This is a genomic window from Chitiniphilus purpureus (assembly GCF_025642115.1).
Taxonomy (GTDB): domain Bacteria; phylum Pseudomonadota; class Gammaproteobacteria; order Burkholderiales; family Chitinibacteraceae; genus Chitiniphilus; species Chitiniphilus purpureus.
In genome coordinates this window covers 996,599-1,014,338 of the sequence record NZ_CP106753.1, presented here as the reverse complement: position 1 = coordinate 1,014,338, position 17,740 = coordinate 996,599, and the positions used below count along the sequence as shown (strand labels likewise).

The 17,740-nt window shown below is 65.5% G+C and carries 14 protein-coding genes; 9 read left to right on the top strand and 5 right to left on the bottom strand.

Annotated elements, in window-relative coordinates:
• Window positions 1-193: 193 nt before the first annotated feature.
• Entirely contained in the window at window positions 194-1,171 is a 978-nt protein-coding gene (locus N8I74_RS04405) for a gluconeogenesis factor YvcK family protein (RefSeq protein ID WP_263125717.1), read from the bottom strand.
• Window positions 1,172-1,473: 302 nt separating this feature from the next.
• On the opposite strand from N8I74_RS04405, the gene leuA reads away from it, so the two are divergent.
• Together leuA and N8I74_RS04395 are read left to right on the top strand one after the other, a co-directional pair.
• Entirely contained in the window at window positions 1,474-3,177 is a 1,704-nt protein-coding gene (gene leuA, locus N8I74_RS04400; RefSeq protein ID WP_263125715.1) for a 2-isopropylmalate synthase, read from the top strand.
• A gap of 495 nt (window positions 3,178-3,672) precedes the next feature.
• Window positions 3,673-3,981, top strand: a complete 309-nt coding sequence (locus N8I74_RS04395; RefSeq protein ID WP_263125713.1) for a hypothetical protein — start codon at window positions 3,673-3,675, stop codon at window positions 3,979-3,981.
• A gap of 57 nt (window positions 3,982-4,038) precedes the next feature.
• Here N8I74_RS04395 and N8I74_RS04390 read toward each other — a convergent pair whose 3' ends face one another.
• Complete coding sequence (locus N8I74_RS04390) at window positions 4,039-4,920, bottom strand: helix-turn-helix domain-containing protein (protein WP_263125712.1); 882 nt, start codon at window positions 4,918-4,920, stop codon at window positions 4,039-4,041.
• Between the two features lie 642 nt (window positions 4,921-5,562).
• Here N8I74_RS04390 and N8I74_RS04385 point away from each other — a divergent pair.
• Complete coding sequence (locus N8I74_RS04385) at window positions 5,563-6,558, top strand: hypothetical protein (RefSeq protein ID WP_263125711.1); 996 nt, start codon at window positions 5,563-5,565, stop codon at window positions 6,556-6,558.
• Window positions 6,559-7,178: 620 nt separating this feature from the next.
• Complete coding sequence (gene zigA, locus N8I74_RS04380; protein WP_263125710.1) at window positions 7,179-8,390, top strand: zinc metallochaperone GTPase ZigA; 1,212 nt, start codon at window positions 7,179-7,181, stop codon at window positions 8,388-8,390.
• 18 nt (window positions 8,391-8,408) lie between these two features.
• Here the strand turns inward: zigA and treC are convergent, their stop codons facing one another.
• Together treC and N8I74_RS04370 are read right to left on the bottom strand one after the other, a co-directional pair.
• Window positions 8,409-10,061 carry an alpha,alpha-phosphotrehalase gene (treC, locus tag N8I74_RS04375; RefSeq protein WP_263125709.1) on the bottom strand — a complete coding sequence of 551 codons (1,653 nt, stop codon included), beginning with the start codon at window positions 10,059-10,061 and terminating at the stop codon, window positions 8,409-8,411.
• A gap of 12 nt (window positions 10,062-10,073) precedes the next feature.
• Entirely contained in the window at window positions 10,074-11,852 is a 1,779-nt protein-coding gene (locus N8I74_RS04370) for a PTS transporter subunit EIIC (RefSeq protein WP_263125708.1), read from the bottom strand.
• 228 nt (window positions 11,853-12,080) lie between these two features.
• Between N8I74_RS04370 and N8I74_RS04365 the strand changes: the two genes are divergently transcribed.
• From N8I74_RS04365 to N8I74_RS04350, 4 genes are all read left to right on the top strand, one after another.
• Window positions 12,081-13,187, top strand: coding sequence for a rhomboid family intramembrane serine protease (locus N8I74_RS04365; RefSeq protein WP_263125707.1), 1,107 nt, complete (start codon window positions 12,081-12,083; stop codon window positions 13,185-13,187).
• Window positions 13,188-13,293: 106 nt separating this feature from the next.
• Window positions 13,294-13,848, top strand: coding sequence for a hypothetical protein (locus N8I74_RS04360; RefSeq protein WP_263125706.1), 555 nt, complete (start codon window positions 13,294-13,296; stop codon window positions 13,846-13,848).
• 172 nt (window positions 13,849-14,020) lie between these two features.
• Window positions 14,021-14,422, top strand: a complete 402-nt coding sequence (locus N8I74_RS04355) for a VOC family protein (protein WP_263125705.1) — start codon at window positions 14,021-14,023, stop codon at window positions 14,420-14,422.
• 98 nt (window positions 14,423-14,520) lie between these two features.
• Window positions 14,521-14,838, top strand: a complete 318-nt coding sequence (locus N8I74_RS04350) for a hypothetical protein (protein ID WP_263125704.1) — start codon at window positions 14,521-14,523, stop codon at window positions 14,836-14,838.
• A 54-nt stretch (window positions 14,839-14,892) separates the two neighbouring features.
• Here the strand turns inward: N8I74_RS04350 and N8I74_RS04345 are convergent, their stop codons facing one another.
• Window positions 14,893-15,297 carry a VOC family protein gene (locus tag N8I74_RS04345; protein ID WP_263125702.1) on the bottom strand — a complete coding sequence of 135 codons (405 nt, stop codon included), beginning with the start codon at window positions 15,295-15,297 and terminating at the stop codon, window positions 14,893-14,895.
• A 135-nt stretch (window positions 15,298-15,432) separates the two neighbouring features.
• Between N8I74_RS04345 and recG the strand changes: the two genes are divergently transcribed.
• On the top strand, window positions 15,433-17,526 hold the full coding sequence (gene recG, locus N8I74_RS04340; protein WP_263125701.1) for an ATP-dependent DNA helicase RecG: 2,094 nt from the start codon (window positions 15,433-15,435) through the stop codon (window positions 17,524-17,526).
• Window positions 17,527-17,740: the final 214 nt, after the last annotated feature.

Genomic DNA, 17,740 nt, shown 5'->3' with positions numbered 1-17,740 from the left:
CAGGGCGTCCAGGCGGCGCATGCCGGCGTCAGGCTGCCTGCGTTGGGCGGCCACCCGGGCCCCAGGGGCCGTGCGTAAGCATCTGCTGACACCCAGACCATCAAGCTTATTCGAATTGGTATGGCACGCCTACCGTCCTTTCACCGCCGAAACGGCCGGCCAGCGCCACGTGGCAGACAGCGTGCGGCGCCGGCTACAGCCGGTCGAGCGCCACTGCAAATACACTGGCGGCGGTCTTGATCGGATCGTGCCGCACGATGCCGTCCTGGAAACTGGCATTGCGCGACCGGATCACATTGACCCCGGACGCGGCAAGCCGGTCGGCATCGATCCGCACGCTGGCGGCACCCTCGTCGCGGTAACGCGCCAGGATGACGTCGGGGATGGGCTCGTCATTGACGATGACGTGGTCTACCCGCCTGATGCCGTGGCGCAGCAGTGCATCCAGATGGTCGGCCACGTCGTAGCCATCGGTTTCCCCAGCCTCGGTCATGATATTGCAGACATACACCACGTCGGCGCGTTCATTGGCGTTGATCGCCGCCCGCACCTGCGGCAGCAGCACATTGGGCAGCACGCTGGTATAGAGGCTGCCCGGCCCCAGCACGATCACGTCGGCCTCCGCCACTGCATGCACCGCCGCCGGCACGGCCGGCACCACAGCATCGTAGAACACGCGTCGGATCGGCGAGCCGTGCGTGGCCAACAATGATTCGCCGGCCACGAGGCGCCCGTCTGCAAGTTCCGCCTTGAGCACCGCGGCGCACGCAGCCACCGGATAGACCCGGCCTTTGATATTGAGCACGCGACCCACGTTCTCCACCGCCTGCACGAAATCGCCCCCGGTAAGTGCATGCATGGCGCAGATCAGCAGATTGCCGAGCGCATGGCCATCCAGGTAAGGCGCATCCTCGGTGGCAAATCGATACTGGAACAGGCTGCCCAGCAGCGTTTCGTCCTCGGACAGCGCCACCAGCACGTTGCGGATGTCGCCGGGCGGCGGCATGTCGAACTGGCGCAGCAGCACGCCGGAGCTGCCGCCATCATCGGCAACGGTGACGATGGCGGTGATATCGAGCGGAAAATGCTTAAGGCCGCGCAACAGTGCGGAAAGTCCGGTGCCGCCCCCAAGGGCAGCCACGCGCGGATAGAAGTTGTCCTGGTTGTTCAAGCATCAGCCCCCATACGCTTGCTGGTCTTGCCTGCCTCCGCCCGGGCCGGCGCGACCGCAGCATCGCCCGCCTGAGCCCCGGCCTGCAGGCGCCGCCATATTGCCGCCCTGATGAAACGACCGTGGCATCAGAACAGCAGCGCAGAGGCTAATCCCTTCCCGCCGGCTTGCCTACTGGCAATCTTGCCCGAACACACACCTATACAAAAAGTCCAATAAAAAGAGAATTTGACAGAGAAGCACAAAGAAATCTACAGTGATCTCAGTCTAACACACCGATTATTCTACTTTTTGTAAAAGATATGCTGACCTCTCCTGCCGCCAAGTATCACGCGTTCACCCCCCTTGCTCTGCCCGACCGCCGTTGGCCCGACCGGCAGCTGACTGCGCCGCCGATCTGGATGAGCACGGATCTGCGCGATGGCAACCAGGCATTGATCGAGCCGATGAGTGTGCAGAAAAAGCGCCTGATGTTCGAAACACTGGTACGCATCGGCTTCAAGGAGATCGAGGTGGCGTTCCCATCCGCCTCGCAGACCGACTATGACTTCGTGCGCATGTTGATCGAAGAAGCGCTGATCCCGGCCGATGTCACCATCGAGGTCCTGACCGCCGCCCGCCCCGAACTGATCGAACGCACCATTGCGGCACTGGAAGGAGCCCGCCGCGCCATCGTGCACCTGTACAACCCGATCGCGCCGGCCTGGCGTCGCCTCGTATTCGACACCGATCGTGCCGGCGTGAAGCGTCTCGCGGTCGAAGGCACCCGGCTGATCAAGGCGTTGACCGACGCCAGACCCGGGACCGAATGGGTGTTCCAATATTCGCCGGAGACCTTCTCGGCTGCCGAGATCGAGTTCGCCAGGGAGGTGTGCGATGCGGTATCCGGGATCTGGCAACCGACGCCGCAGCGCAAGATGATCGTCAACCTGCCAGCCACGGTGGAGATGAGCACGCCCAACACCTATGCCGACCAGATCGAGTGGATGCACCGGCACCTGGCGCGGCGCGACAGCCTGATCCTGAGCGTACACCCGCATAACGACCGCGGCTGCGCGGTGGCGGCGACGGAGCTGGCCTTGATGGCCGGCGCCGAGCGGGTCGAAGGCTGCCTCTTTGGCAGCGGCGAGCGCACCGGCAATGTCGATCTGGTGACGCTAGCGCTCAATCTCTACAGCCAGGGCGTGCACCCAGGGCTCGACTTTTCCGATATCGACGCGATCCGCAGCGTGGCCGAGCACTGCACCCAACTGCCGGTCCACCCGCGTCATCCGTATGCAGGTGACCTGGTGTTCACCGCGTTTTCCGGCTCGCATCAGGATGCGATCAAGAAGGGCATGGCCCGGCAGCAGCCGGACGGCTGTTGGGAAGTGCCCTACCTGCCGATCGATCCGGCCGATCTGGGGCGCAGCTATGACGCGGTGATCCGGGTCAACAGCCAGTCGGGCAAGGGCGGCGTCGCCTACCTGCTCGAACACGAGCACGGCTTTGCCCTGCCGCGCCGCATGCAGATCGAGTTCGCCCGCGCGATCCAGCAGCTCACCGACGGCAGTGGCGGCGAAGTGACCGGGCAGGCGCTGTTCGACCTGTTCCGCCGCGAATACCTTGACCGCGCCGGACCATGGCAGTACCTGGGCCACCGGCTGCACGAAACGCATGCCGACGGCACCGGGCAAGTGCAGATCGAGGTCGAGCTGCGCCACCAGGGCCGGCCGCTGACCGTGTGCGGTGCCGGCCACGGCCCGCTTGCCGCCCTGGCCGCGGCCTTGCCAGTGCCGATCACCGTGCTGGACTACCACGAACACGCACTGGGCCAGGGCGTCGCCGCGCAGGCGGCCTGCTACGTGGAGTTGCGCGTGGCCGACGGCCCTACCTGCTTTGGCGCCGGGGTGGACGAACACATCGTCGCCGCCGCGCTCAAGGCCGTACTGAGCGGGCTGAACCGCACGGCAGGGGATACCGCGGTGCAAGGCCAGGAACAAGAAGCCCTATGTTCGTCATCCTGATAAATTCCACGCCTTCTCGCAGCCAGTCTATTTTCGCCAAAACAAAACCGAAAAAAAGAAGTGGAAGCCCTGGTGGCCAGGTTCAGCGGCAAAGAACGCTTTATTGGAAAGGATATGCTGCAATAGCGGAGCAGGGCGGCAGATCAACCGATTTGGGCAGCGACGACCCTGGGGCATAGCCTGCACAATGGGTGGCGGGACAATCGATTGCAGTGCGTTGATTCAAAAAACGCGTTTGTCTCGATGGAAATGCCATTCAGCAACAGCACTCCATCACCTGGATCCGATTTTCCGCGCCTTCAAAGAACCAAGCATCAGCCCATCGCGCAAGGGTCGCTGAAATCCACGTCTTGGCATTCAGGCCTCAGGCAACGGAAGTGCTTTGCCCGTCTTGCGCCAGGCATTCGATCGCCCGGCCGACCCAATGCGGCATTCCGATTCCGCTCCGATGCCACGCAATGCTGCCGCTAGGCCATTTCCACCCGGAGAATGGTGATGATTGCACCCGAACCCTATCTCACCGCTTACCTTGCGGTTGTCCACCGTGCCATTATTGCCTCCCGTTCATTGGCGCATCGCAATCAACGGATTTTCCCAAGGCGACGGGAAGTGGCACAGATTGCAGATCTGCAAGATGCGATTCACGTGGTGGTGGAACTATTGAATGATTGGGCACGTTGCGATGAAACCGCCCTCAGGGCGGATTTCCTGGCAGCGTATGACAGGAAGTGGGCCGGTTCGTCTGCCTGTTCACTCAGCCTTGTCAAAGTCCTGGAGGAGAAATTGCACGAAGCCAGAGGCTGACACCGCAGCCCAAGGCACGCAAACAGCAAGCCTGCGTGGCCCGGGAGCCCAGGCAGGTCAGCTCATATCCTTCGCCAGCCGGCTGGGCGCACAACCGAAGTGGCGGGTGAAGCTGCGGGAAAAGCTGGCGATCTCCTGATAGCCAAGCGCAGTGGCGGCGTCGGCCACCCGCCGGCCGTTGAGCAGCCAATCGCGTGCCAGCTGCATGCGGATATCGAACACCAGCTGCGCCGGTGCCCGCCCGTAGCGGCGCATGCACAGCCGGTACAGTTGCGTGGCGCCCAGCCCGACCCGCTCACACAACATCGGCACCGACCAATCGGCGGCAGGCTCACGGCGGATGTCGTCGAGCAGCCGTATCAGGAGCTGCTCGCGCTCCGGCCGTGCGCCGGCAAGCCCCAGCAACCGCTCCAGCTGGCGACTCACAATTTCCAGCGCCTGCGGCATCAACGCATCGGCGGCCCCTTCGCTGTTCAGCTGCGCTTCACGCTGGAACAACGACACGGCGTCGTACAGTCGCGCACCGTGCTCGGTACTGCCGACCGAAGGTCGGCTGCGATCGAGCGATTCCCAGCGCGCATCATCCAGCAGCAGGAACCACGCATGGCGCATCGGGGCATCGCCGATGCGCCGGTAACCGCGATGGCCGCGCGCAGGCAGCACGCCGTACTGCCCGGGGCCGACCCGCCAGCGCCGCTCCCCTTCATACAACTCGGCCGTGCCGCCCAGCAAGACGAGCAGCACATGAAACGGCGCATCGATCCGCTCGATCTCGCACGGGCCGCTGGGAATGCCGACGCCGCACATATAGAGGCCGTACTGCCGCATCGCCGGACAGGATGCGGGGTGATACGCCTGCACGCCGACCATGCGCGAGATCTCAGGATCGTGCACCGCGGCGAAGTCAAGGTCGAAACGTTCGTAATAGATGGTCGCCATGGCTGGGCCTTGCTCATTGCGAGAGCGGCCCCGGGACAGTGCCTGGATAGCCGCAGAATCAGACAAATTTCAAGCAAAAACAGGACATTCTACTGACATAAGCAGCCCACTTAGAATGGATCCGGCGTTCCAGGCTTGGCAGTGGTCTTCACGGCACGGGCGGCCTGTGAGTTGGACGAAGTGTGCCGGAAACAGCCAATTGCAGGGGCCCTGTGGCACGACACGGCCGACGTACCGCCGACGGTTTCGGATCGTCGGCAAGGCGTGCCGGCCACGTCTGGCCAAGCGGTATCGCCATCTTGGCAACGCGGTCGGCAGGCGGGCATGTCGACTGGGGATGGCAAGCTGTATCCGACCGTCACGCAACTGCGGTTACCCGAAGCCGCGTACACCGCGGGCGCCGTGGCGTGGGAAGGCACGGCGGCCGCGGCGACGGTCCCCTTTGGTAGCCGGGCAAGGTGGTGGAATCTGCTTGCTGTCTGCGGGCCGCGTCGTGGTCAGGGTCATCTGCCCTGGTCTGGCTTGGCCGCACCGCTGAGCAGCGCAAACCGCCGGATTGAAGGACGTTTAACCGCTGTAGCTGCTGTTCGAAGCATCGATTCAAATACAACAACATATTTCCACAAGTAGGAGGACGTTTTTATGCAACACGCAACCCATGCACTGGCGCTGGCGATGGCAGCCGGCTTGCTTATGCAGCCGGCCCAGGCAGAAGAGGCCCGCCTGGCCGCCGCGGCGGACAACAGGGCGACGCAGGTGAGGATCAACTGCGCCAACGAACCGATGGCCCTGAAGAAGGCCGTGGAGAAAAAGGTCTGGGCTGACGAGAAGGTGAAATTCGTCATCTCCGGCGAATGCCAGGGGCCGCTGCGGATCGACCGCCACGGTGTGGAGATCATCAGCGATCCGACCCGGCCCGGCACGGTGCGGGTTAGTCAACCCACGGGCGATCAAAGTGCGATTCTGGTGCAGTCGGGGTCGGCTCGTCTGGCCAATTTCCACATCAATGTGCCCCTAGGCATGGCGGCGGTGACGGCCCAGGCCAATTCGAGCGTCGAGATCGACCGCATCACCACCAATGCCAAGGCGGACTGGAACGTGCCACTGGCCCAGTTCAATGTCACCGACAGCAGCAGCCTGTTCCTGGCCAATCTCAACAGCGCCCCGGATGGCAACGACGTGCTGGTCATCGGCGCATCGAGCGCCGAATTCAAAGCCGGCAACGAGCTGATCACGCTGGACGTGCGCGATACGTCGATGGCCAAATCCAGTGCGCCGAACCGGTTCAAGGCAGTGCAGACATCGGCCAACGGCTATTTCCTCGCCGACCACAAGACACGTGTCGACGCATTGGCGATCTGGGGCAAATCTTCCGTCGAGATCACCCGTGAAAGCTCGGTGGGCAAATTGGACATGGGCGGGCAGACCCAATTTGCCGCCTACGGCAATTCGTCGGTATCCGGGCCGTACGGTATCTATGGCAACGTGATAATTGAACTCAATCATTCGTCGGCCACCGAGTGGTATACCGTGAACAACCCGCATGCCATGTTCATCGGCAACAACGCCACGGTGAACGAGGTGTTCTATCCCAGCTGGAGCTGGGCCGGCCAGGGTAAACAGCCAAACCAGCCCTGAAAGCATACGGCGGCGGCTGAAAGCCCAGCAGGGCAGCGCTTTCAACATCAGACCCTGCAGCTTCACCGCCTTTGGGCCGGCTTGCACAGCCTGCGCGTAACGGAGCTGTGCAGCAGCAACACGATATCGGACAGGGTGTTTCCCGATCCGGCATCGTGTTGCCAACCAAGCGCGGAGCGCCAATCGCCCGTGGTACCTCGTACCACGGGCGATTGGCGTTGATCGGACCGATCCGTACCGCCCCCCTTTGTGGCCGGCACGACCAGGGCTGCCAGGTACAGCCTCCGCCCCGTGAGCCCGCCAAGGCCTACGTCTGCGCCTGCCGGCGCTATGCGGGCCTGTTACCCGCAGCCATGCTGCATCCACTTTCCCAGGTCGCCCGGCCGGAACACGGCCCATCCGCACCTGCGCCGCAACACCAGGGGCATCCTGCCCATCGTGCCATCCGCGCTGTGGCATCCCCCCGCCCTTCTTTGATTGCCGCACTGCGGTACCCGTCGCGTCGACCAGTATCATCGTCCGGTTGTATCGGCCTTATGAAATCGAATTGCTTTTGCAACTCAATTGCCTATACGAGGCTGCCGATGATATAACGGTCGGCCCGACCGTAGGAGGCCCTCATGCATCCCGTTTCCGATCCACGTCTGCCGGTCACCGTGTTGTCCGGCTTTCTGGGTGCCGGCAAGACCACGCTGCTCAATCACGTGCTGCATAACCGCGAAGGGCTGCGCGTGGCGGTGATCGTCAACGACATGTCCGCAGTGAACGTGGATGCGCGCCTGATCCGCGAAGGCGGCGCCGCGCTGTCGCACACCGAGGAGAAGCTGGTGGCCATGAGCAACGGCTGCATCTGCTGCACGCTGCGCGAAGACCTGCTGCTGCAGATCCGCGAATTGGCGGCGCAACAGCGCTTCGACTACCTGCTGATCGAGTCGAGCGGTATTTCCGAGCCACTGCCGGTGGCCGAGACCTTCACCTTCCGCGACGAGCATGACGCCAGCCTCTCTGACGTGGCCCGGCTCGATACCCTGGTCACCGTCATCGATGCCGCCCATTTCCTGCGCGACTACGACAGCCGCGATTCGCTGGCCGAACGCGGTCATGCCCTCGGGGCGGAAGACAGCCGCAACGTGGTCGAGCTGCTGATCGAGCAGGTGGAGTTCTGCGACGTGCTGGTTTTGAACAAGACGGACCTGGTGGCACCGGCCGAGCTTGAGCGCCTGGAAGGCATCCTGCGTGCGCTCAACCCACGGGCGGACCTCGTCCGTGGGTGCTTTGGCCAAGTGCCGCTGGCACGCGTGCTCAACACCGGGCGTTTCGATTTCGACGCTGCCGCGGTGGCCCCCGGCTGGCTTGCCGAACTGCGCGGCGAGCACATGCCCGAAACCGAGGCCTACGGCATCACGAGCCTGGTCTGGCGCGCGCGGCGGCCATTGCACCCGCGCCGCTTCTGGGCGTGCATCCACGCCGACTGGCCGGGCGTACTGCGCTCGAAAGGCCATTTCTGGCTGGCAAGCCGCCCGCAGCTCGTCGGCCAGTGGTCACAGGCCGGCGGCAGCGCACGCCATGGCGGCGCAGGCCATTGGTGGGCCGCGGTACCGCGCCGGCACTGGCCTCAGGACGAGGAGAGCGTCGCGCTGATCGAGGCGGACTGGGACCCGCGCCATGGCGATCGGCAGCAGGAGCTGGTGCTGATCGGTATCGGGCTGGACGAGCCGGCATTGCGCGCCATGCTGGACGCCTGCCTGCTGACCGACGCCGAACTTGCGCAGGCCACCGATCCGGCCGGATTCGACGATCCGTTTCCAGCGTGGGCGGCACAACCGGACTGAGCCGGGCCTACGCCGGCTTCAGCCGGCGGACAGTCGACAATGCCACATCACCGCCTCGTACGGGCGCAGCGGGATCTGCGCGGCAAGTGGTGGCGGCGACGGGTAGTTGGCGCTCAGCAGCTCGGTCGCACCGTCAGGCACGGTGCCCGCCGGGACCGTATAGCGCACGGTCTCGGCACTGAAGTTGCCCACCACCAGCAGCAAGGCATCGGATGATTGGCGCAGATAGGCCCAGATGCGCGGATCGTCGAGGCTCAGGCAGCGATAGGCCCCCTCCACCAGTACCGGATACGCCTTGCGCAGGCCGATCAGATGACGGTAGTGATGCAGCACCGAATCCGGATCGCTGCGTTGCGCCGCCACATTCACCTCACACCAATCGGGCGCGAGGCCGATCCACGGTTCGGCGCTGGAAAACCCGCCATGGGCGCCCGCATCCCACTGCATCGGCGTGCGCGCGTTGTCGCGCGACTTCTGCCGGATCGCCGCCATCGCGGTCTCGGCCGGCACTCCGGCCGTGACCAGCCGGCGCCAGGCATTGAGCGTCTCCACGTCGCGGTATTGCTCGATGTGCCCGAATCCCGGGTTGGCCATGCCGATTTCCTCGCCCTGGTACACATAGGGCGTGCCCTGCAGACCGTGCAGCACGGTGGCAAGCAGCTTGGCCGACTGTACCCGGTAGCGCCCGTCGTCACCGAAGCGGCTGACCACGCGTGGCTGGTCGTGGTTGCACCAGAAGATCGCGTTCCAGCCACAGCCCAGGTGCATGCCCTCCTGCCATTCCGAGAGGATGCGCTTGAGCGCGACAAAGTCGTACGGCACCGCCACCCACTTTTCACCGCCCGGATAGTCGACCTTCAGATGGTGGAAGTTGAAGGTCATCGACAACTCGCGCTCATCGGGATGCGAATAGCGGATGCAATGCGCCAGCGAGGTGGAGGACATCTCGCCCACCGTCAGCACGTCGCGGCCGGCGAACACCTCGCGGTGCATTTCCTGCAGATGGTCGTGGATGCGCGGGCCATCGGTGTAGAAGCGGCGCCCGTCACTGTCGTCCTCGGGGAAATCGGGCGGCTTGCTGATCAGATTGATCACATCCAGCCGGAACCCGGCTACGCCCTTGTCCAGCCAGAAACGCATCATCGCGTGGATATCGCGCCGCATCGCCGGGTTTTCCCAGTTCAGGTCAGCCTGGCTCACGTCAAAGAGATGCAGATAGTACTGTCCGGTACGCTCGTCGTACTGCCAGGCCGGGCCGCCGAACTTGGATTGCCAGTTGTTCGGCGCATCGCGCCACAGGTAGTAATCCCGGTACGGGTTGTCGCGCGACTGGCGCGCCGCCTGGAACCAGGCGTGGTCAGTCGACGTGTGGTTGACCACGATGTCCATCATGATCTTCAACCCGCGCGCGCCCGCCTCGGCCACCAGCCGCTCGAAGTCGGCCATGCTGCCGTAGCGCGGATCGATCGCATGGTAGTCGGCCACGTCGTAGCCATTGTCACGCTGCGGCGAGACGTAGATCGGCGTCAACCACAGGTAATCCACCCCCAGCCACTGCAGGTAGTCGAGTTTCTCGATCACCCCGGCCAGATCGCCGGTCGACCCGCCCCGCGCACTGCGAAAGCTCTTGGGATAGATCTGATAGATCGTGCTGCGCTTCCAATCCTGCATTGCGGCTCCCCCCTACGCGCTGACCAGCACCGGATCGGTGATTTCCAGGCGGCGATAACGCTTGGACAGCAACCAGGTGAGGCCCAGCGGCACCAGCAGCACGATCAGCACCCCGACCAGATACACCGGGATCTGCGCCGGCACCACCGAGATCACCGCCGGCAGCCCGCCCACGCCGATGGCGCTGGCGGTCACGTGGTGCATCGACACCAGTGTGGTGGCCATGGCCGAGCCGATCAGCGCGGCATAGAACGGAAACTTGTGCCGCAGGTTGACCCCGAACAGCGCCGGCTCGGCAATGCCGAAATAGGCCGACAGCGCCGAGGTCCAGTCCATGCCGCGCTCGTTGCCGGCCTTGGCGATCCACGCCATCGCCAGCGCCGCGCTGCCCTGCGCGACGTTGCACAGCGCGATCATCGGCCAGATGAAGGTGCCGCCCTGCACCGCCATCAGCTGCAGATCGGCGGCGAGGAACATATGGTGCATGCCGGTGGCCACCAGTGGCGCGTACAGCAGCCCGAACAGCAGCCCGCCCAGGAGCGGCGCGCTCTGGAACAGCCAGACGATCATCTGCGCGATGCCGCCACCGGCATGACGCGTCACCGGGCCGATCACCGCCAGCGCCAGCACGCCGCTGACCACCAGCGTGGTGATCGGCACGATCAGCATCTGCATGTTCGGCGCCACCCGCGCGCGCAGCCACAGCTCCACCCGGCTCATCACCCAGGCGGTGACCAGCATCGGCAGGATCTGCCCCTGGTAGCCCACCTGCTCCACCTGGAACAGCCCCAGAATATCGAAATACGGTACCGCGGCGCCGTTGATGCCGGCAGCGGCCCGGCCATAGTGCGAGGCGTTGAGCAGCTGCGGGTGCACCAGCATCAATCCCAGCACCAACCCCAGGAGTTCGCTGCCGCCGAAACGGCGGGCCGCCGCCCACCCCACCAGTGCGGGCAGGAACACCAGCGAGGTGCTGGCCATCAGGCTGATCATGCGCCACAGGCCGTCGAGCTGCGGCAACGCGGTCAGCACGCTCTCCCCGTCGAAGAACAGGCCGCGCACGCCCAGCAGGTTGTTGATGCCCATCAGCAGGCCGGCAGCGACGATGGCGGGCAGGATGGGCACGAACACATCGGCGAACATGCGCACGATGCGCTGCGGCGATTGCAGCGCCCGGGCGCCCACCTCGCGCAAGCGCGGCTCCGCCGACGGCGGCGCCGCCATCCGGGCCGCGCCGATCAGTTCGGTCAGCTCGTCGTACACCCGGCGGGCCTCGTCCGGGCCGATCACGATCTGATGCAGCCCGGCCGCGGCCAGCGCGCCCTTGACCAACGGCACCGCCTGCAGCACGTCGAGCTGGGCACGACGGTCGTCGCGCAGCACGCAGCGCAGCCGGGTCAGGCAGTAGGTCAGCTGTTCCACGTTCTCGGCGCCGCCCAGCGCAGCCAGGATGTCGCCGGCCACATGGCGGTAGTCCGGCTCGCCTGCCGCCGGGACTGCGTGCACCGCCGCTGGCGGCGGCGCATCAGCGGGCGCCGCTGCCACCAGCTTGGCCAGCTCGGCATGCACCTGCTCCACCTCGCCCGCGCCGATCACGATCTGATAGCCGCCGGCACTGGCAAGGGCTGCCTTGACCAGCGGAATCGCCTGCAACGCCTCGGTCTGCGCCAGCGACGGGTCGTGCAGCACCAGCCGCAGCCGGGTGATGCAATGGGTCAGTTGCGCAATATTGCCGGCGCCGCCGAGCAAGGCCAGGATCTCGCGGGCGATCCCGTGGTAGTCGTGTGCCATCGCTGCTTCTCCGGACAGGTTGGACCGTTGCCGGCCTCTTGTCTCAATAGATAACACGCGCCACGCAGGCCCACGGTGGGAATGGTGCCGTCGCCAGTGCCAGCCGGTGTGTCCATGCTGCATTGCAAAATGCAGCCGCGCTGTGCCTACCGCCCTGGGCGGCGGCAAGGGTAATATCCTGTCGGCGGCGGCATGCCGCCCCATCCCGTCCCTGCCAGACCGCACACCATGTCCATCCTGCCCCCGCCCTCCTGGTTCCGCCGCAGCCCGGTCACCCTGTTGCTGTTGGGTGCCAATGTGCTGGTCATGCTGCTCCAGTTGCTGCAAGGCGTGTCGCTGTGGGGCGCGGCCGGCGGCGAACTGGTGCGCTGGGGCGCCAACCAGCATGGCCTGACGCTGGGTGGCGAGCCGTGGCGGCTGCTTTCCAGCATGTTCCTGCATATCGGTGTGGTGCACCTGCTGGTCAACATGTACTCGCTCGCCATCCTCGGCCCCCTGCTGGAACGTCAGCTCGGCCCGGTGCGCTTCAGCCTGCTCTACCTTGTCGCCGGCCTGGCCGGCGGGCTGGCCAGCACGCTGTGGAACGCCGCCACCATCAGCGCCGGGGCCTCCGGCGCCATCATGGGGCTCGCTGGCGCCTGCTTTGCGCTGCTGCTGGCCGAACGCCACCGGGCCGGGCCGGGCGGGCGGCAGGCGCTGCGGCAGATCGGCCAGGTGATCGTGCTCAACCTGGCACTGGGCCTGATCATCGACGGCATCGACAATGCCAACCATATCGGCGGCCTGCTCGGCGGTGGCGTGCTGGCCTGGGGCTATGCCTGGGCCGCTCGGCGCCCGCACGCCGGCCGCGATGCCTTTGCCATCGCGCTCGGCGCGCTGGCCCTGCTGGGCGGCCTGCTGTACAGCCAGCGCACCGATACGTTGCGCTTCGACGCCGCCCTCATCCGCTTTGTCGACACCATGACGCGCTACGATCAATTCGGCGCGTTCTGGCTGCGTACCGATCCCGCAACACGCACCGCGGCCTTCGCCCGCGCCCAGACGGCCCTGTCCGCCTGCGCCAAGGAAGCCCAGGTCGCCGCCGGCTGGCGCCTGCCGGCAGCCGATGCGCGTCTCGCACGCCAACTGGGGGACTACTGCAACCTGCGGCTGGCGCAATATCGGGTCAACGAAGCCCAATGGCGCAGCCAGGGCGACTACGGCATGCCCGACCTGCGCTACCGCGGCCAGGCCGACCAGTTGGGCCTCACGCTACGCCCGGCGCTGACCGTTCGCCTGAAGGCCGCCTATCACCGCAACGCGCTGCGCGGGGAGCGGCCAGCACGGCGGGGGTGATCGGCCGGGCGGCGCCAGCGCCGGCTGGCCGGGACAGGGTACGCTGTGACCACCGGCATCGCATCTGAACCGGTCGTGTATCGATGGGCATATCGGGAAGCAACGCATGCAGGTGCTCAACATCCATCAGCGCACGTTCGACATGGACCCGGCTGTAGTGGGGGCCCTGCTCGATACGCTCGCCTCGAAAGACGATCGGCTATGGCCGGGACAGGCCTGGCCCCGGATGCGGCTCGACCGGCCGCTGGGCGAAGGCGCAGCGGGAGGCCACGGGCCGATACGCTATATGGTCGAACACTATGTGCCAGGGCGGGCAATCCGATTCCGGTTTGGCGGGCCGCCCGGATTCGATGGCCTGCATGCATTCGAAATCCTGACCGGTCCGCAGCAGGCCGTCATCCTGCGGCACACGCTGCAGATGAAGGCGCGCGGCTGGGCGATGCTGTCATGGCCGCTGGTCTACCGGCCGCTGCACGATGCCTTGCTCGAAGACGCACTGGCGACTGCCCAGGCGTCGCTCGGGCTGGCACCGCAATTGCCTGCGTGGTCACGGTGGGTAAGGGTGCTGCGCTGGATCGCCTCGGGTGGCAAGGCGCCGGCCCAGGCAATTCCCCAGCGTGCGCTGCCCAGGGCCACGGCGCCGACCCTTCCCCACCCATGAACCCGGGTGCGCACAGGCCATATGATGAACTCCTGCCGTGGTCTGCGTTCCCAGACTCGCTTCATTTGCACACCCGCAATATGCTCCATGCCGTGCCGTATGCGTCAGCAGGTCCATCCTGCCTCGTGACGGCTACCCTCTTTACGCATTCTCGATCCGGAGTCTGAGACACATGGCTAGTACCAAGGGCTTGCATCACCTGGGTTTGGCGGTTTTCAACCTTGCCGATACCACACGCTTCTTTGTCGAAGGACTGGGTTGGACCGAATCAGGCAGGGACGATTCGTACCCCAGGACCATGGTCACCGACGGCCACGTGAAGCTGACCTTGTGGCAGGTCGATCATGCGCAGGCGGTGCACGAATTCAACCGGCGCACCAACGTGGGCCTGCATCATCTGGCACTGGAGGTCGAATCCGAATCGCGGCTTTTTGAGCTTGCCGAACGGCTCTCGCAATTCCCCGGTGCGCGTATCGAATTCGCGCCGGAGCTGCTTGGCGGTGGGCCGCGCAAGCACATGATGTGCTACGAGCCGGGCGGTATCAGGATCGAGTTCACCTGGAACGGGCAGTAACCGCGGTCGTCCGCGGGTGGGCGCGCGCCCTGGCGCCTGCCCACCTGGGGACCGGCCACGGCTGCACCGGCACCCCACCTTCACGTTCGAGACCCCACATGCAACGCACCCTGCTTGCATCTCTGCTGTTGCTGATGGCATCCGGCTGCGCCGCCGGCTCCGATCCCTGTGGCGACTACGACAAGGTACGGCGCTCACTGCCCCGAGACGCTGCTGCCCTCCTGGATCGCGGCGTCAACTGCAATCATTTCGCCGGCGAATTCAACGGCGACCGTTCAGCACGCGACCAGGAGATCAACCAGGTACTGACCGAGCTGCGCTGCGATCAGGTCGAACGCGAGGTGGCGGCAATCAAGCGCAAGTACCGGGCTGATCCGGCGGTGCTGAAGGCGTTCCGGGTTTATTACGACGAGTGAACGGGCAGACGCCACGGCGGGCCTGCAGCGACTGCCAAGCCCGCCCCATCCTGATCACCCTTCCACATTCACCATCCATGGCACACCGAACTGGTCGCGCAGCATGCCGAAACCCTTGGCCCAGAAGGTGGGGCCGAACGGCATCTCGATCTGGCCACCCTGTGCCAGTGCGTCGAACAGGCGTCGGCCTTCATCCAGCGTGGCCGGGTCCAGCGCGAGGCTGAAGCCCTGCATCGGGGTCGATTGCCCGGGCATGCCGTCGGAGGCCATCAGCGCGGTCTGGCCGATGGTCAGGCTGGCGTGCATCACCTTGTCGCGCCATTCAGGCGGGCCCTGTTCTTCCTCAGGGGCGTCGGCGAAACGCATCAGCTGGGTGATCTGCGCGCCAAGCGTCTGCTGGTAGAAATTCAGCGCCTGTTCACAGCGCCCGTCGAAGAACAGATAGTTCTGCACTTGCATATGCACTCCTTGCAATCGCGGGTTGAGGCCGGCTTAGCCAGCCTGGGGTGTCAACATAGCATCCGCAGCACCGCAGCCCCGTGACAGCTGCACGATTTCGTTCATGAACGATTGCTTGCAGATCAGGCGTTCACCGTGGGTGTCCGCTTTGCGCACCGTGCCAAACCGGCTAAAGTAGCCGCACGCAGAACGACCGTTCCACTCATGGATTTTGCCACCCTCACCCCTGCTGTCCAGTCGCGCCTGGCCAAGCTGGGCATCCACCGCCTGTTCGACCTGGTGCTGCACCTGCCGCTGCGCTATGAGGACGAAACGCATCTGGTGCCGATCGCCGACGCACTGACCGGGACCAATGTGCAGGTCGAGGGCGAGGTGCAGACGCTGGACGTGATGTTCCGGCCGAAGAAACAGCTGGTGGCGCGGGTGGCGGACGCCAGCGGCATGCTGGTGGTGCGGCTGATCAATTACTACCCCAATCAGGCACAGCAGTTGGCCGTGGGCAAGCGGGTGCGCCTGCTGGGGGAGATCCGCCGCGGCTTCTGGGGCGACGAGATGGTGCACCCCAAGATCCGGAACGTGGGCGACGGCGCCGCGCTGTCCGAGGCGCTGACGCCGGTCTACCCCACCACGGCCGGGCTCAGCCAGGCTGCGCTGGCCAAGCTGATCGGCAAGGCGCTGCGTGCGTGCGACCTTGCCGATCCGCTGCCGCAGGCGATGCGCGACGCCTATGGCCTGCCGCCCTTTGCCCATAGCGTGCATCTGCTTCATTCGCCCACGCCCGACATTCCCAACGTGGCGCTGCAGCACCGCACCCATCCGGCGTGGCGGCGGCTCAAGTTCGATGAGTTGCTGGCGCAGCAGCTCAGCCTGCGGCTGGCGCGCGCCGCACGGCGCGAGCGCGACGCGCCGGTGATCGCCGCGGATGGACGGCTGGCGGCGCGATTGGTCGCCAGCCTGCCGTTCGCGCTAACCCGGGCGCAGAACCGCGTGTTGCTGGAGATCGCCCGCGATCTGGCACAGCCCTATCCGATGCAGCGGCTGCTGCAGGGCGATGTGGGCTCGGGCAAGACCATCGTCGCGGCGATCGCCGCCTGCCATGCCATCGAATGCGGCTACCAGGTGGCCTTGCTTGCGCCCACCGAGATCCTGGCCGAACAGCATTTCCGCAAGCTCTCGGGCTGGCTCGCGCCGCTGGACATCAAGGTGGTCTGGCTGGCCGGCTCGCTCAAGGCCAAGGAAAAACGCAGCGCGCTCGAGGATGCGGCGTTGGGCGTCGCACCGTTGGTGGTCGGCACCCATGCGATCTTCCAGCAGCAGGTCGAATTCCGGAATCTGGGTCTGGCCATCGTCGACGAGCAGCATCGTTTCGGCGTGGCGCAGCGGCTGGCGATGCGCGCCAAGGGGCAGAGCCCGCACCAGCTGATGATGAGCGCCACACCGATCCCGCGCACGCTGGCGATGAGCTTCTATGCCGACCTGGATGTGAGCGTGATCGACGAGCTGCCCCCCGGGCGCACGCCTATTCTGACCAAGCTGGTGTCGGATGCGCGCCGCGACGAGGTGATCGCGCGCATTGCCGCCAAGGTGGCCGAGGGACGCCAGGCCTACTGGGTCTGCCCGTTGATCGAGGAATCGGAGGCGCTGCAGCTGCAGACCGCGGTCGATACCCATGCCCAGCTTGCCGAGGAGCTGGACGGCGTGGCGGTCGGGCTTTTGCACGGCAAGATGAAACCGGACGAGAAGGCCGCGGTGATGGAGGCCTTCATTGCCAACCGCATCCAGGTCCTGGTGGCCACCACGGTGATCGAGGTCGGCGTGGACGTCGCCAATGCCAGCCTGATGGTGATCGAACATGCCGAGCGCATGGGTCTTGCGCAGTTGCACCAGCTGCGTGGCCGCGTCGGCCGCGGAACGCATGCCAGCCTGTGTGTGCTGCTGTATTGCGGGCCGCTTGGCGACACCGCCAAGGAGCGGCTCAAGGTGATCTTCGAGAACACCGACGGCTTCATCATCGCCCAGGAGGACCTGCGCATCCGCGGCCCGGGCGAGCTGGCCGGGGTGAAACAGTCGGGCGTGCCCATGCTGCGCTTCGCCGACCTGGAGGCGGACGCCGATCTGGTGGAGGCGGCGCGCGAGGCTGCCGATACGCTGCTCGCCCACGACAGGCCGGCCGCGCTGAGCCATCTGGATCGCTGGTTGCCGGGGCGTGCTGCGTTGCTGAAGGTGTAAGGAGTTCCCATCCATGCGACAATCGCGCTGCCTGTCAGCAGCCCCAGCCTACCGGCTGTCACTACTTCATGACCAACGGTAATTGGAACAGGTAGCTTGAGTTGTGCCATCCGTAGCCGCCTGCATGTGAATCGTCATCCTGCCCACCCACAGCGAATCCCCGCCCTGTGCGGTCATGATCCTGCCACGCCGCTGGCAGGCCGGCTTCAGTGCA